The following is a 15743-nucleotide window of genomic DNA, read 5'->3' as shown; positions in this document are numbered from 1 at the left end:
ATGGTGGAATGACAGGTCATAACAGATCTTATTTAGAAACAGAATTAGACGCCGTCCGGGAAGAAACCGAAACAGGCTTCACGTTCACCTTCCAGCGGGAAAAAATCAAGCTTCTTGACGGGCTGGAAGCGAATGTGATTAAAGATGCCGATCCTTTTTTTCAAAAAGAGGTCTCAGTTTCAGAAGACGAAGTAACCATCACAATCAAACCTCCTTCTTCTTATCAGGCTTTCCGCTATATAAAAGGAAGAGATAAAAAAAGCAGGTGGCAATTTGCCTACCGTCTCGTCCAAGCCGTGAAACAGCATAAGCTGAAACGTCTCAATCTGATTGCCGCCCCTGAAAATATCGTGTTTGATAAAGCGCTGACGCCTTACTTTCTTCATTACGGCGTAAAGGAGAGCCTTCCGCCTTATGAGGAAGATAGAGAAAGGGTGTTAAAAGAGCTCAAAGCCTGTGCGGCGCTTGCAGCTGACGGGGCGTACACCTTCGATGAATATTTGAAGTACAAGGAGACGCTTCATTTCTCTCCTGAGGTGAAAAGCGTGTTAGAGGCGGAGACGATTGAAGAACTGGAAGAAGCCATTCAAACCGCAATCGATTCCCTCGAAGAAAGGGACAAGACATACATAAAACTGCCGAAAAAGAAATGGAAAATCCAAAGATACGCCGGTCTGGCGCTTGCCGTCCTCCTTGTGCCGGCACTTCTTTACTCCTTATACGTTCTGTTTTTCGTCCAGCCGAAGCAAGAGGCAATTACGGAAAGCAACCGCTATTTTTTAAATCAGCAGTACAGCAAAGTCATTGACACACTCGCTAAATACGATGCGGAAAGCCTCCCGGAATCTGTGCAGTACGAGCTTGCTTCCTCTTATGTGGCAGTTGAAAATCTGAGGGAAGAACAGCGGAAAAACATCGGGAATCTGGTCACGCTGCAATCAGACCCGAAGCACTTCCTTTATTGGATTGATATCGGCAGAGGGGAAAATGAAGAAGCCATCAAAATCGGCCGCAATCTTGAGTACAACCCGTACATCTGGCTCGGACTTACAAAATATAAACAGCAATTATTAGCGGATGACAGTATGAAAGACGACGAAAAGCAGAAAGAACTGGACGCCGTGGAAAGCGAGCTTGCGAAGGCGAAAAAAGAGGCGGAGGAACAGCATAAAGAAGCGGAGGAAAACAGTGACACCGCCGAAGCTTCCGCCGGACAAGATGAAAGCAAACAAGACAAAGCGAAAGATAACAAAGAGAACGACAAGAAAGATGAGAAAAAAGATGAAAAAAAATAACAGCACACATCAAATGGCCGCATGTAACGATCAGGCTGTCGTCAGGAGGTTCGCCATATGAGTCTGTTATGGGTCTTTTACCGAGAGCACGTACAAAAGGTTCAGCTGTCTGAACTCCCGCCCTCTCAGCCGATTACGATCGGTCCGGATATGAAAGATACAATAACGGTCGGCACACTTCCGTTACGGCAAAGCGCCGCAACCCTTTATCGGAAAGAAACAGATCGTTATGATGTTTTCCTGGGAAATAACTGTGCCGGCGAATTGACAATAGGAAATGAAATGCCCTGCCGGATTGAAGAAGAGACGATGCGGCTTCTGCTCACCCCTGACCAGGAAGAATCCTCCGTGTATTTTATAGGAGGGAAGGATGAGATCGTTTTCTCATCAGAAACAGAGGAAGCGGATATATACAAAGAGCCGTCCTCCGCTCAAACAGGGGCTTTTTATCTGCGTAAGTCGGGAGGATGCTGGTCTGTCGTCCCTGATGGTCAGGAAGTTTATGTGAACGGAAAGCTTGCAGAAGCTCCCGAAAGGCTCCGGACGGGAGATGAGCTGCTGTGGAATTTTCTGCGTGTGAGGCTGACGGAGGACGACCTTTTAGAAATCGTTCATCACGAAAAGCTTCAAACCGGTTTAACCAAAACGGTAAAACCAAGCACCGAAATGAAAAAGAAATACCCGCAATATCGAAGAACGCCGCGCATGGTCTACGATCTTCCCGAAGACCGCGTTTCATTCAGCTTTCCCTCGCAGGAAAGCGAACAGAATAACCGGGGGCTGTGGCTCGTCATTCTGCCTCCTGTGGTCATGCTGATTGTAATGGGGGTTGTCGCTATTATACAGCCGAGGGGCATATTCATCCTTGTCTCTTTGGCGATGTTTATGATGACTCTCATTACGTCCACCGTGCAGTATTTCCGTGAAAAAAACCAGCGGAAAAAACGGGAGGAAAAACGGGAGCGTGTGTACAAGCAGTATTTAGAAAGCAAACGGAAAGAGCTTCAGACGCTGTCGGAAAAACAGCTGCACGTGCTGACGCATCATTTTCCCCCGTTTGAAAAAATGAAATATTTAACTTCTGAAATCAGCGGCCGCATTTGGGAGAAATCGCTGGAAAGCAGGGATTTTCTGATGCTTCGGCTCGGAACGGGCACGGTCCCGTCAAGCTACGAGATTTCAATGAGCGGCGGAGACCTGGCGAATCGTGATGTGGATGACTTGATGGAGCAGTCGCAGCACATGCAGCGTGTGTATAAAGACATCCGCCATGCGCCCGTGACCGTTGATTTACAAGAAGGGCCGATGGGGCTTGTCGGGAAACCTCAGATCGTCAAAAATGAAATTCACCAGCTGATCGGCCAGCTCGCGTTCTTCAACAGCTACCATGACCTGCGATTTGTCTTTATCTTTCATGAGGACGAATATAAGGAATGGGAATGGATGAAGTGGCTGCCGCAATTTCAGCTGCCTCATATGTATGCGAAAGGATTTATTTACAATGAACAGACCCGCGATCAATTGTTATCGTCCATTTACGAGCTGCTGCGGGAGCGGGATTTGGAAGAGGATAAAGAAAAAAGGATCTTTCAGCCGCATTTTGTCTTTGTCATCACAAATCAGCAGCTGATCGCAGAGCACGTCATTTTAGAATACATCGAAGGCCGGCATGAGCATCTCGGCATCTCGGCCATCATCGCCGCGGAAACGAAGGAAAGCCTGGCAGAAAACATTCACACCCTCGTCCGCTACATTAATGAAGATGAGGGAGACATTCTCATTCAACAGAAAAAAGCGGTGCAGATCCCGTTTAAGCTGGACAGGCATGAACGGACAAACAACGAGCGGTTTTCCCGGACGCTTCGGACATTGCACCATCAGGTCGGAATGACGAATTCCATTCCTGAAACGGTCTCATTTCTCGAGCTGTTTCATGCGAAGGAAGTAAAAGAAATCGGCATCAGGCAGAAGTGGGAGACAAGTGAGTCTGCAAAATCGCTGGCTGTTCCGATCGGCTATAAAGGAAAAGACGACATCGTTTATTTAAACCTGCATGAAAAAGCGCACGGGCCGCACGGATTGCTGGCGGGAACGACCGGATCCGGGAAAAGTGAATTTCTGCAAACATATATCCTGTCATTGGCCGTTCACTTTCACCCGCATGAAGCGGCGTTTTTGCTGATTGACTATAAGGGCGGAGGAATGGCGCAGCCGTTCCGCAAAATGCCGCACCTTCTCGGGACCATCACGAATATTGAAGGAAGCAGAAACTTCAGTATCAGGGCGCTTGCATCCATTAAGAGCGAGCTGAAAAAACGGCAGCGGCTGTTTGATCAATATCGCGTCAATCACATCAATGACTATACAAAACTGTATAAACAGGGAGAAACGGATATTCCCATGCCGCACCTGTTTTTGATTTCAGATGAATTCGCCGAGCTGAAAAGCGAAGAGCCTGACTTTATCAGGGAGCTTGTCAGCGCGGCCCGCATCGGACGGAGCCTTGGTGTGCATTTAATTCTCGCCACGCAAAAGCCGGGCGGCATCATTGACGACCAAATATGGAGCAACTCACGCTTTAAGGTCGCGCTGAAAGTGCAGGATGCAAGTGACAGTAAAGAAATCCTGAAAAACAGTGATGCGGCGAATATTACGGTCACCGGACGCGGCTACTTGCAAGTCGGAAATAACGAAGTGTATGAGCAGTTCCAGTCTGCCTGGAGCGGCGCCCCTTACATGGAAGATGTATACGGCACCGAGGATGACATTGCCATCGTTACCGATACCGGCTTAATTCCGCTGTCTGAGGTGGATGCGGATGATGCGGCGAAAAAAGACGCCCCGGCAGAAATAGAAGCCGTAGTCGAAGAAATCGAGCGGATTCAAAATGAAATGGGAATTGAAAAGCTGCCGAGCCCGTGGCTTCCGCCGCTTGCCGAACGTATCCCGCGCACGCTTTACCCCGCGCAGGAAAAAGACCGCTTCTTCATCGCCTGCGTTGATGAGCCTGATCAGCAAAGACAGGCGCCTCTCGCTTACACGATGATGGATGACGGCAACATCGGCATTTTCGGCTCATCCGGCTACGGCAAGTCAGTGGCTGCCATCACCTTCCTGATGAACTTCGCGGAAGGATACACGCCGGAAGAGCTTCATATGTACATCTTTGACTTCGGAAACGGCACGCTTCTGCCATTGGCAAAGCTTCCGCACACCGCAGACTATTTCTTAATGGATCAAATGAGAAAGATCGAAAAATTCATGATCCGCATCAAGGAAGAAATCGAGCGGCGGAAACGGCTGTTCAGGGAAAAAGAAGTCAGCCATATCAAAATGTACAATTCGCTCAGTGAAGAAGAGCTGCCGTTTATATTTATCACAATTGACAATTTCGACATCGTCAAAGACGAAATGCATGAATTAGAAACGGAATTTATCCAGATTTCACGCGACGGGCAAAGCTTAGGCATTTACTTCCTGCTGACCGCAACGAGGGTAAACGCCGTCCGCCAGTCGCTGTTAAACAACATAAAAACGAAAGTCGTCCATTATTTAATGGATCAGTCAGAAGGATACTCCATTTACGGGCGTCCGCCGTTCAGTCTCGAACCGATCCCTGGCCGCGTCATGATCCAAAAAGAAGAACTGTATTTCGCGCAAATGTTTCTTCCGGCTGAAGCGAAAAATGACCTCGAGATGTTCCAGGCGCTGAAAGCTGATGTCAAAGCTTTAGCTGAGCGCCACGCCGGAACAGCCGGACCAGACCCGATTCCGATGCTTCCGGATATGCTGACGGCCGGCGAATTTTCACTCCGTCTCGGCCCGGAACAAGACCCGTTCCGCATTCCTGTCGGGCTTCATGAGGAAAAGGTCAGCCCTGTGTACTTTGATCTGGGTAAAAATAAGCATTGTCTTATTTTGGGCCAGACACAGCATGGAAAAACAAATATCCTGAAAGTGATGCTGAATCACCTGCTGCGTGAAGGTGCGGAACGGGTCGGGCTGTTTGACTCGATTGACCGCGGACTGTCGCAGTATGCGCAGGAAACAAAGGTCAGCTATCTGGACACAAAAGAAGACGTCCGGCAGTGGATCGAAACGGCAGAAGCCATTTTCACGGAGCGCGAAGCTCAGTATACGCAGGCCGTCAAAAATGGCAATGTGCACAAACTCAGTTTCTCTCCGGTCGTGTTAATGGCCGACGGCATTACAAGATTCCAGCAGACGATCGACACCGCCTTACAGGACAAGCTGGCGATGTTTATGAAATCTTACGCGCATGTGGGCTTCAGTTTTATCCCGGCGGGTAATCACAGCGAATTCTCAAAAGGCTATGATTCCTTAACGACGGAAATGAAACAGATCCGCCACGCGATGCTGCTTGTGAAAAAATCCGAACAAAATGTCATTCCGCTGCCTTACCAAAGGCAGGAACCGGACATTCAGCCGGGCTTCGGCTATTTGGTTGAAAACGGGAAGGAGCAAAAAATTCAAATACCTTTATGTTCAGCGGAAAGGGAGGCCGTCAGATGACCGAACAACGAAAAAGCCTGATCAAATTAATAGCCGCGGTCGTCATCATTCTGCTGCTGCCGGTGCTGTTTTTCCGGTTTATCGGCGATGACCCGGGAAAACAAAAAATCAACGCCACCCGCCAAATCGCAGTCGTGAATGAAGATATGGGTTTACAAACAGATGAAAATGAGGAAGAGGAATCCGTCCATTTCGGCAAAGAAGTAGCGGCCGCTCTCGGCGGCCGTCCGGATTATTCATGGACGGTTGTCAACAGGAGCGCGGCAGAAAACGGTCTGGCGGCTAAGAAGTATGACGCCGTCGTTTACATTCCATCCGATTTTTCAAAAGACATCTTAAGCTATGACAAGGAGCGTCCGCAAAAAGCCACGCTGACATTCAATATTCAAAGCAACCTGAACGCCGTCAACAAAGAAAAAGTGCAGCGTGAGCTTGAAGACGCCCAAAAATCAATGAATAAAAAAATGTCGGCATTATATTGGAATTTCGTCTCACAAAAAGTGAACAATGTCCGAGGCGATTTTGACAAGATCGTCAATAAAGAATCAGAGTTTCAAAATGTCATGTACAACTTTTACAAGCCGAGCTCCAATGACTTGGCAGGTGAAATCAAACGGCAAAAAGACCTGATTGACGAACTGAAAAAATCAATGAATGAAGCGCAGGGCGCGGCAAAAGAAAAACTGACTTCGGCAGATGAAGCCAAAACCACGCTCAAAGACTTTGCCGACACGGTCGAGCGCTACAAACAATATCAAGAAAATCAGAAAAAACTGCTGATGGCCGCGCAGGAACAAAATCAAAAGCAAATCACAACCGGACTGAACGCCATTAAAGCACAGCAGGCCGCCAACCAGTTCAGCACGATGATGAGCGGGCTCTCTTCAGGCATAAACCGGGCGCAGACACAGCTTGACCAGACGGGATCGGCTCTTTTTGCCGCCCAACAGGTGAGAGAAGCGCAGGTTCCTGATCAGGAACGCGGGATGGCGAATATTCAATCCAATTTACTGGACAATTATTTGACTCAATATAAAGCGCAAGCAAGATTTGAAACATTGAACAGCATTCAAACCCTTATGAAAAGGGATCGGCCGGCATTAACCGTTCCGGAAAAGGACCCGGGCGATGACGGCTCGGATGAACCGAAAGAAGAAGAAAAACCGGAAGAAGAAAAGCCCGGCGATCTGAAAATTGACCTTGACGATCAGCGTGACGAATTAAAACGTATCTCCGCTGAAATCAATCACATTTCTGACGGATTAAAAGAACCGGAAAAAGAAAAACCGGAACCGGAAAAAACGGGCCAAGGCGATGACGGTGAAAACTCCGGCGATACCGATCCGAATAACGGAACGGCTCCCGGAGAAGACGGAAAAACGGAAGACGGCACAAAAGAAGAGCAGCCTGCCTCCGATAACACAGGCGATCAGGAGCCAAAAACCGTCCAGACCGCTACAGCCGCTGAAAACGTCACTCCGCCTGCTGATGAGCCGGCGGACGATCCGAACGATTCTGAAGGGGACGGCGGCACGGACATATCTGAGGCAAAAGAAAGGCTGAACCAAGCCGCAGAGCGCATTCAGCAAATTGAAAAAGAGCTGGAAGAGAAACAGCAGACTCATAATGAAGAACTAAAAAAACGTCTCGATGCTCTTGATGAAGAAATCCAAGGCCTTAAAGACCAGATTGATGACGTCAAAAAACGCGCAGAAAAATTAAAGAAAAAGCTGGAAGAAACGAGAAAACAAGACTTCGATACCGTTTACAGAATGATTGTAAGAACAGAACAGAACATTCTGAACTACCCGTCATTGGATAGCGGCCGCAAATCTGCTCTTGAACAGATGTTTGCCGCTGACATCAATACAAAAAAGATATCCGATTTAATGAGTTACTATAATGATTTATCCCTGTATGAGGCGACACTCTATCACTCTCTTGACGCGGGCTCGCTGCCTGATGTGAAAAACCGGGTGCTGAAAGCCCAGCAAGGTGAAGTCCAAACCGTTCTCGCCATCAAACCGGAAGAAACGGCAAGCTGGGAAAATCTGAAAAACAACAAAATGCAGACTGATGAAGACATCAGCAATTTCATTAAAGGCATGACCGAATTCTCGGATAACTACAGCTCGTATATCAGAGATGAACAAGCCGGGGTGCTCAATGAGCTTGCCAGCATTTCAGACAGCGCGGCGAGAGCATCCGATCAGCTGGCTGAAGGTGCTGTGCAGGAAGCGGCCGCGTTCAGCGGAGACGGATTAACCGGAACAATGGCGCTCGGCGCTCAGGATACCGTCGGCCGCGAAGTCCTGCAAATGTCTGACACGATGGGCCATCTGTCAGAACGCCAGTCCGGCATCATCAGCTATACCGACAATATGCAGCAAAGCGTAAATGACGTCCAGCAAAAAGCGGACACCCTGAACAGCAACTGGGGCAAAAACGTCGATTCCACGAAATTGATCAGAAATGACGTGTACGGCATTTTAGGGAACGCGCTCGTTGACGGACAGGAAAACGGCTATGTTTACGATTATCTCGCCAATCCGCTTAAAATCAGCGGAGAGGTGCCGGAAGACCGGGTTCAGAATGTTCCGCCGGTCGTCATTTTGGTGATCGTCCTGATCAGCAGTCTTCTGATCGGCTATTTCAGCTCGTATTATCAGCAGGCGCCGCTTCTTGTCAAAGGCGCGCTCTTTGGGATTTTAAACATTATGGTCGGATTGATGATCAGTCTGTTCGGTCTGAATATCTATTCGCTTCCGGATGATCAGACGATTAAATGGTCAGTCTTTACGATTCTCCTGCTTGCGGCGAGTTCAGCTTTTATCCGGGCAGCCTTTGTCTTCAGCTCAATTACCGGATGGATCGCATCATCAGCGCTCATTCTCTTTTATGTGGCGCCTTTGATCGACCTGATTATGCCGAACTTCACCTTTGACAGTCCGGTTTCGAAAGTCTATATCGATATTCAATACGGAACGGGCCATCTGTTTGCGTTGGGGGTAACGGTTCTTGCGATCATTACGCTGATTGCGGCGGCGCTTCCCCTCGTCATTCGGCTGTTTGCGGAAAAAACGGAGGAAAGTGATCAGTCTTATGAGGCGTAACACGTTCATGGAAAAAGGATTGCTGCTGTTTGCTCTCTCCTTTTTCCTTTTCCTTCCCCAAGCCGCAGCCGCGAATGAGGAAAATACTGATGTCAAGCCGAATGAATATGAAAAGAAAGACATTGAAATTCGTACGGACTACCTGCACGACGATGCCTACTCCGAGGAAAAAACGGCGCTTCCGAAAGAACAGAAGGATATCACGTTTGATCAGCCGGCCGAAAACCCGGATGACAAACTGATATCAAATTTGTTTACATCGTCAGACACGGAGCCGAATACGATCAAAGCGCAATCGAAACAACTGGGTATCACATTTGCCGAGCCGGCGGTGCGGCATACCTCGGCAGATATGGAAACGGAAGAGAAAAAGACTTCTTATCTGCTTCCTGCTATTTATGCCGTCTTGATCCTCCTCGGGATTGCGGCAATGATCTATCTGATCCCGAAAGTCACGGCGCAGGAAAAGGCAAAGCGGTAAAACGGATCGCTTGTGTTTGCGGGAAGACAGCCCGTAAAATAAGAAAAAAAGGAGGAGTTTCATGCAGTTTTTTCTTATAACAGGCGCGTCAAAAGGCTTGGGCCGGGCGCTTACGGAACAGGCGCTTCAAGAAGGAGCCGAAGTCGCCGCGCTTTCAAGAACGATAAGCGGGGAAAAGCGCGAGGGGCTGACAGAATACAGTGTTGATTTAACCGATCTCGCAGATACCGGGCGGCAGATGAAGGCGATTCTTGATCAAGCAGAGGAGAAGGGGTACTCCGCCGTCACACTGATCAACAATGCCGGAATGGTGGAACCGATCAAGCGGGCGAAAGAGGCTTCCGCCGAAGAATTGAACCGCCATTACACCCTTAACCTGACGGCGCCCGTTTTGCTCAGCCAAATGTTCACAAAGCGCTTCGAAGCGTTCAGCGGCAGCAAAACAATTGTCAACATCACATCGGGCGCGGCGAAAAATCCTTATAAAGGCTGGAGCGCGTATTGCAGCTCAAAAGCGGGGCTTGATATGTTTACGAGAACATTCGGGTTTGAACAGGAAGATGAAGAGCTGCCGGTCCGCATGATATCATTCTCGCCGGGAGTGATGGATACAGACATGCAGTCGGTCATCCGTTCTTCGTCAAAAGAAGATTTCCATGACATCGAACGGTTCCGCAATCTGAAAGAAACGAAAAACCTCAGAAGTCCTGAATACATCGCCGGCGTCATTCACTCACTGATCGCGGGCGAGCCGGAAAACGGACGGATATACGATATCAAAGAATTTTTGTAGAGCAGCTTTCACGCTGCTCTTTTTTGTTTGTACAATCACTTAGGGGTCCGGCGGCATATGATGAATGAAACAACATATAAGGGGTATAAGAAATGTATCAGATGAATTGAGTTTCTTCTCGATTTATGTTAGGATTCTAAAAATATATGAAGGAGGGGTTTCCATGAGAAATGTAACGTTAATGGATGTCTTCACCCATCCAATCGCACAAAAGTATTTACAGCGTTCCGGTGTCGCCCATGCGATCGCCTGCGCGTTTCATGCATACCGTCTTGCCGTAAAAGCAGGTGTCAGCCCGGATCTGGCGGCGAAAGCGGCGTTACTGCATGACGTCGGCCATTATGAATGGTACACAGACGGCAAATGGGATTATGAAAAGTACAGAAGAAACGATATCCATGCCATTAAAGGCGCGGAACGGGCGCATAAGCTGCTCATCCGGCTCGGTGAAGAACCGAAAGCGGCGAAGGACATTGCGCTGGCGATTCTGCTTCACACCGATTCCTATCTGCCTGAAGGCGAACTGGACAAGAATACGCTCCAGCAAATCGTGAAACAAGCGGATGAACTCGATGAAGAACCCGGCGGACATCACCATTACCGCCAAATGGATCACACGGCCGCACTCAAACAAATCCAAAAGCTTGATCAGTTAATTGACCGAGCCCAATATCCCATAAGAAGCTCAGTCTAGGCCACTCATGCGGCCTTTTCCGCTTACATAACTCCGCATGCTCACTAACACCTTTTCCGCTCCGATAGACGTACTGTGTCAAAGCCTTTGTCCGCTGCATATGCTGAAGGAAAACATAGTAAAGGGGATCAGCGAAAATGGCCCATCAAGGAAGCCCGCAAATCGTCTCGTTAGTGGATCCTTACGTTTATCAGACCATCCATAAGCTTATCGGCTCAAGGTTTATCATTCAAACCGTCAGACGCATTGTCAGAGGACGGCTGATTGATGCCACTCCGGATCACATCGCCATTGAAGAGACGCATGACCGTGTATTTTATATCAGAAACCGCCATGTGGTTTCCGTCATGCCTGATTATACCGAACGCGTGTAACAGCCCGAAAAGGCGCAAACCGGAGGCGGCACTATAGAACCCCGGTGCGTCTTCTTTTTTGAGATACATAGATGCACGGCGGCTTTTTTTGGTACAATCACAGTACAAGTTCACACGATAATAGGAGGAAACCGCTTGTTGAAATCAAAGGTCCATTTTTGGACGCTGCAAATTTTGCTCGTTTTGCTCATTATTTACGTATCAACGAAAGTCTCGTTTATATTTCAGCCGTTTTTCGGTTTTATCACCACTCTGTTTTTTCCGATTTTGATCTCGGGCATTTTGTTTTTCATTTTTAATCCGATCGTGCGCCTGCTTGAGAAAAAAATCCCCCGGACATTGGCGATCCTGCTCATTTATCTCGTTTTCATCGGTCTGATTGCCTTTATGTTCACTGCCATCGGGCCGATTGTGGCTTCCCAGGTCACGGGGCTGATTAACAATTTCCCTGATTACATTCATCAGATTCAAGTCTTGACGGCGCAATTATCCCATTCCAAATGGTTTACGTGGATGATGACGCAGGATTATGTGTCGATAGAAAAAATCCAGCAGTCTCTGACGGGATTTTTACAAAGCCTTCCGCAAAATATTACGGCAAGCCTGTCGGCCGTGTTCGGCGTCGTTACGAATATCACGCTTGTCGTGATCACCGTTCCGTTCATTTTGTTTTATATGCTGAAGGACGGCCGGCGGTTTCCGCTCTTGGCGGTCAAAATTCTGCCTTCTTCCTACCGGGCGGAAGGTCGGAAAATATTTAACGACTTATATGTCACATTGGCCGCCTATTTCCAAGGCCAACTGCTGATTTGTCTCTTTGTCGGAACGGCATGTTTTATCGGATATTGGATCATCGGCCTGCCGTATGCGTTAATTCTCGGGATGGTGATCGCCGTCACCAATATCATTCCGTACCTGGGGCCGTTTCTCGGGGCGGCGCCCGCGGTGATTATCGCGTTTATGGATTCGCCGGCTAAGGCGCTGTTTGCCGTTATTGTTGTCGTTGTCGTCCAGCAGCTTGACGGGAACCTGCTTTCTCCGCTTGTGATTGGAAAACGGCTTAATACCCACCCGCTCACCATTATTCTTCTGCTTATCGGAGCGGGCAGTTTCGGCGGCATTCTCGCAATGATCCTGGCCGTGCCGGTTTACGCGGTTTTAAAAGCTTTCGTCTTAAATATCGTCCGGCTTATCAAACTTCGTCAGCGGTCAAAGCTCGAAGACAGCCGCAAGCCGAAATAAAAACGGGCACAACTCCCGGTGCAGCGCATAAAATGCTGTAAAGAAAAGCGGAGGTGTGGGTATGCCTGCAATTGTGGGACCGATTTATATTATGAGTTTAGCCGGAGACGCTGCGGCGAGCTTCGGTGACGTGTTTGCCATTTCTCCCAAAGCCGTTGACCACTCAGGCGCGGGGGCAGGGGCGTTTCATTCCGGAGATTTTGTCAAAATTACTAATAAATTCAGCAAAACGCGCTTTGAAGACATTGATGTGTTTGACGAACCTGATTGGTTTAACGCGTGACAGCCTCCTTTTAGGAGGCTGTCGCTTTTTTGTAGTATAATAGAATCAGTCTTTATAAAAGGGGAATGTTTTATGAAAATCAGAAAAGCGAATATTACCGTGCAGTCCGGAATGATCGGTGATGTATATCTGCATGAAAATAAAAAAGAACAGCATACCCTTGTAGCCGTTCCGGAACTTGAGTGGAGCACGATCATTTCCTATGAGGAAGAGAAAAAGGCGCTGGCGCTGCGGCTTTTACAATCATTCAGCAAGCTGATTGAAGAAGAACCCGCCGGAGAGCTCGCCGGCAAGATCTCCCATTGGGTGGCTGAAATGTAACGAAAACGGTTTACCGCGTCCCGTCCGGGGCGATAATTGTAAAACAAGCTGGGAGGGACAGGCCGATGAGCGACAAAACGGTTGACCTTTATTTACAGCAGGGGATGTACGGCCCTTTGCAGACGAAACCGGATGAACGCCATTTATTTTTAGGCTCGCTGCGTGAAAGAGTCATCATTGCCCTGACGAAGGGACAGGTGCTGCAAAAGCAGCCGTATGAAGAAGTGAAACAGGCGCTGAAAAGCCGAAAAGACGCGGTGCTCTATATAAACGGAAGGCTCCCGTATCATGCTTATTCACCATATATGAAGCTTGCCGCACTTGCCGGTGTCCGAAGCTCCGTCATCTCGGACCTTCAATTCGAAACGCCGCTCGGCCTGGTTTTTGCCGCCGATTATGCCGTGAACCTTGACGGCATTTACGTGCAGGATGACATTTTTCAGTGCTCACTCCTGAAATCTTAAAAGGGCAAAACACCGTTTGTCATTTTACAATGCCAATTCACTTACAAGTGGAGATAGGATATAATGGTTTTCATATGAATGGCGGGGAGGCCGGCTATGAAAAAAGCATTTATATGCATTGATTATACGAATGATTTTGCAGCTGAGAACGGGGCATTAACCTGCGGAGAACCCGCGAGACAGATTGAAGATACGATTGTCAGTTTGACGCAAGCATTTATAGAAAACGGTGATTACGTTGTCTTTGCGGTAGATTCGCATGATGCAGACGATGACTTTCATCCCGAGACACGCCTGTTTCCTCCGCATAATATCAACGGCACGGAGGGCAAAGAGCTGTACGGAAGGCTATCGCCTCTTTATGAGAAACATAAACACGCAAAAAACGTAAATTATATGGAAAAAACGAGATATTCTGCTTTTGCGGGAACGGATTTAGAGCTGAAACTGCGGGAACGGCAGATCACTGAGCTGCATCTTGCGGGCCTGTGCACCGACATCTGCGTTCTTCACACGGCGGTTGACGCCTACAACAAGGGCTTTCAGATCGTCATTCATCAAAACGCTGTGGCCAGCTTTAATCCGGAAGGGCATGAATGGGCCCTGTCCCATTTTAAGAACAGCATCGGAGCGCAAGTGGCAGAGTAAGGAAGGGGAAAACAATTTTGGTGGAGCATGGTTTTAAAGACGACAGTTTGTCTTTACATACAGATCTTTATCAAATTAATATGGCCGAAACGTACTGGAGAGACGGCATTCATGAGAAAAAAGCGATTTTTGAGCTTTTTTTCAGAAAGCTTCCCTTTGAAAACGGCTATGCGGTATTTGCGGGCTTAGAAAAAGCAATCGAATACTTGGAGAACTTCAAATTTACCGACAGCGATCTGAATTATTTAAAAACGGAATTGCACTATGCTGATGATTTCATTGATTATTTACGGGATCTTTCTTTTACCGGATCTCTTTACAGCATGAAAGAAGGCGAGCTCGTTTTTAACAACGAACCGATTATGCGGGTCGAAGCGCCCCTGATTGAAGCGCAGCTGATTGAGACGGCTCTGCTTAACATTGTGAATTACCAAACATTAATCGCCACGAAAGCGGCCCGCATTAAAGGCGTTGTCGGTGACGAAGACGCCCTCGAATTCGGAACGCGGCGCGCCCATGAAATGGATGCGGCCATGTGGGGAGCGAGAGCGGCTTTGATCGGCGGCTTCAGCGCGACGAGTAATGTAAGAGCCGGAAAGCGTTTTAATATACCGGTATCCGGCACGCACGCTCATGCGCTCGTACAAGCGTACCGCGATGAATATACGGCATTTAAGAAATATGCGGAGACCCACAAAGACTGCGTATTTCTCGTAGATACGTACGATACGATCCGTTCAGGCATGCCGAATGCGATTAAAGTCGCAAAGGAATTCGGCGACCGGATCAACTTCATCGGCATCCGCCTGGACAGCGGGGACTTGGCGTACCTGTCAAAAAAAGCGCGTGAAATGCTTGATGAAGCGGGTTTCACAGACGCAAAGGTCATTGCTTCAAGCGATCTTGATGAGCACACGATATTAAACCTGAAATCCCAAGGAGCGAAAATCGATACGTGGGGCATCGGCACGAAGCTGATTACCGCATACGATCAGCCGGCTCTCGGCGCGGTTTATAAGCTTGTCGCCATTGAAGAGGACGGCAAACTGACCGACACCATTAAAATTTCGTCAAACCCTGAAAAAGTGACAACGCCGGGAAGAAAGAGAGTATACCGGATTATCAACAAGCTGAATCACCACTCGGAAGGTGATTATATCGCGCTTTATGACGAGCGGGTAAATGATCAGAAACGCTTAAAAATGTTCCATCCCGTCCACACGTTCGTCAGCAAATTCGTCACTGATTTCTATGCGAAAGACTTGCATGAGCCGATCTTTGAAAACGGCGTTTTATGCTATGATAATCCCGAAATTACCGACATCCAGCAATACGTGCAGGATAACCTCAAACTTCTGTGGGAGGAATACAAACGGATCAGCAAGCCGGAAGAATATCCGGTCGATTTAAGCGAAGACTGCTGGAGCAACAAGATGCAGCGGATTCATGAAATCAAAAGCAAGCTGAAACGGGAACTTGAATAGAAAACAAAGCGGCCTTTC

13 protein-coding genes are annotated in these 15743 nt (G+C 48.2%); all 13 read left to right on the top strand.

Features of this window, described 5'->3' with window-relative positions:
- The first annotated feature begins 8 nt into the window (after window positions 1-8).
- On the top strand, window positions 9-1295 hold the full coding sequence (gene essB, locus AC2CGA_RS07115; RefSeq protein ID WP_159164970.1) for a type VII secretion protein EssB: 1287 nt from the start codon (window positions 9-11) through the stop codon (window positions 1293-1295).
- Between the two features lie 57 nt (window positions 1296-1352).
- Complete coding sequence (gene essC / locus AC2CGA_RS07110; protein WP_484480153.1) at window positions 1353-5828, top strand: type VII secretion protein EssC; 4476 nt, start codon at window positions 1353-1355, stop codon at window positions 5826-5828.
- Window positions 5825-8941 carry a type VII secretion protein EsaA gene (gene esaA / locus AC2CGA_RS07105; protein ID WP_139885446.1) on the top strand — a complete coding sequence of 1039 codons (3117 nt, stop codon included), beginning with the start codon at window positions 5825-5827 and terminating at the stop codon, window positions 8939-8941. The genes essC and esaA overlap by 4 nt, the downstream gene beginning before the upstream one ends.
- A gap of 7 nt (window positions 8942-8948) precedes the next feature.
- Window positions 8949-9422 (top strand): type VII secretion protein EssA, encoded by a 474-nt coding sequence (gene essA / locus AC2CGA_RS07100; RefSeq protein WP_043867377.1) that lies wholly within the window; start codon window positions 8949-8951, stop codon window positions 9420-9422.
- A gap of 61 nt (window positions 9423-9483) precedes the next feature.
- Entirely contained in the window at window positions 9484-10215 is a 732-nt protein-coding gene (locus tag AC2CGA_RS07095; RefSeq protein WP_015387781.1) for a (S)-benzoin forming benzil reductase, read from the top strand.
- A 163-nt stretch (window positions 10216-10378) separates the two neighbouring features.
- A complete protein-coding gene (locus AC2CGA_RS07090; RefSeq protein WP_003152022.1) occupies window positions 10379-10909 on the top strand; it encodes an HD domain-containing protein in 531 nt (176 codons plus the stop codon).
- A gap of 137 nt (window positions 10910-11046) precedes the next feature.
- Window positions 11047-11283, top strand: coding sequence for a DUF2642 domain-containing protein (locus tag AC2CGA_RS07085; RefSeq protein ID WP_003152023.1), 237 nt, complete (start codon window positions 11047-11049; stop codon window positions 11281-11283).
- 135 nt (window positions 11284-11418) lie between these two features.
- A complete protein-coding gene (locus tag AC2CGA_RS07080) occupies window positions 11419-12525 on the top strand; it encodes an AI-2E family transporter (RefSeq protein WP_014305723.1) in 1107 nt (368 codons plus the stop codon).
- Window positions 12526-12586: 61 nt separating this feature from the next.
- Entirely contained in the window at window positions 12587-12808 is a 222-nt protein-coding gene (locus AC2CGA_RS07075) for a spore germination protein (protein ID WP_003152026.1), read from the top strand.
- Window positions 12809-12880: 72 nt separating this feature from the next.
- Complete coding sequence (locus AC2CGA_RS07070) at window positions 12881-13129, top strand: YueH family protein (RefSeq protein WP_060387126.1); 249 nt, start codon at window positions 12881-12883, stop codon at window positions 13127-13129.
- A 65-nt stretch (window positions 13130-13194) separates the two neighbouring features.
- Window positions 13195-13593, top strand: coding sequence for a YueI family protein (locus AC2CGA_RS07065; RefSeq protein ID WP_484480152.1), 399 nt, complete (start codon window positions 13195-13197; stop codon window positions 13591-13593).
- A 96-nt stretch (window positions 13594-13689) separates the two neighbouring features.
- On the top strand, window positions 13690-14241 hold the full coding sequence (locus tag AC2CGA_RS07060) for a cysteine hydrolase family protein (protein WP_003152033.1): 552 nt from the start codon (window positions 13690-13692) through the stop codon (window positions 14239-14241).
- A 17-nt stretch (window positions 14242-14258) separates the two neighbouring features.
- Complete coding sequence (locus AC2CGA_RS07055) at window positions 14259-15725, top strand: nicotinate phosphoribosyltransferase (RefSeq protein WP_014305722.1); 1467 nt, start codon at window positions 14259-14261, stop codon at window positions 15723-15725.
- Window positions 15726-15743: the final 18 nt, after the last annotated feature.

This window comes from Bacillus sp. SYZHCR11 (assembly GCF_057196865.1).
This window is presented reverse-complemented; position numbering and strand designations above follow the sequence as displayed.

What these genes read in the sequence shown, in the direction of transcription:
- esaA (WP_139885446.1), top strand. Translation starts at nt 5,825, where the DNA reads ATGACCGAACAACGAAAAAGCCTGATCAAATTAATAGCCGCGGTCGTC.
- AC2CGA_RS07060 (WP_003152033.1), top strand. Translation starts at nt 13,690, where the DNA reads ATGAAAAAAGCATTTATATGCATTGATTATACGAATGATTTTGCAGCT.
- AC2CGA_RS07065 (WP_484480152.1), top strand. Translation starts at nt 13,195, where the DNA reads ATGAGCGACAAAACGGTTGACCTTTATTTACAGCAGGGGATGTACGGC.
- essA (WP_043867377.1), top strand. Translation starts at nt 8,949, where the DNA reads ATGGAAAAAGGATTGCTGCTGTTTGCTCTCTCCTTTTTCCTTTTCCTT.
- AC2CGA_RS07075 (WP_003152026.1), top strand. Translation starts at nt 12,587, where the DNA reads ATGCCTGCAATTGTGGGACCGATTTATATTATGAGTTTAGCCGGAGAC.
- AC2CGA_RS07070 (WP_060387126.1), top strand. Translation starts at nt 12,881, where the DNA reads ATGAAAATCAGAAAAGCGAATATTACCGTGCAGTCCGGAATGATCGGT.
- AC2CGA_RS07095 (WP_015387781.1), top strand. Translation starts at nt 9,484, where the DNA reads ATGCAGTTTTTTCTTATAACAGGCGCGTCAAAAGGCTTGGGCCGGGCG.
- AC2CGA_RS07085 (WP_003152023.1), top strand. Translation starts at nt 11,047, where the DNA reads ATGGCCCATCAAGGAAGCCCGCAAATCGTCTCGTTAGTGGATCCTTAC.
- essB (WP_159164970.1), top strand. Translation starts at nt 9, where the DNA reads ATGACAGGTCATAACAGATCTTATTTAGAAACAGAATTAGACGCCGTC.
- AC2CGA_RS07090 (WP_003152022.1), top strand. Translation starts at nt 10,379, where the DNA reads ATGAGAAATGTAACGTTAATGGATGTCTTCACCCATCCAATCGCACAA.
- essC (WP_484480153.1), top strand. Translation starts at nt 1,353, where the DNA reads ATGAGTCTGTTATGGGTCTTTTACCGAGAGCACGTACAAAAGGTTCAG.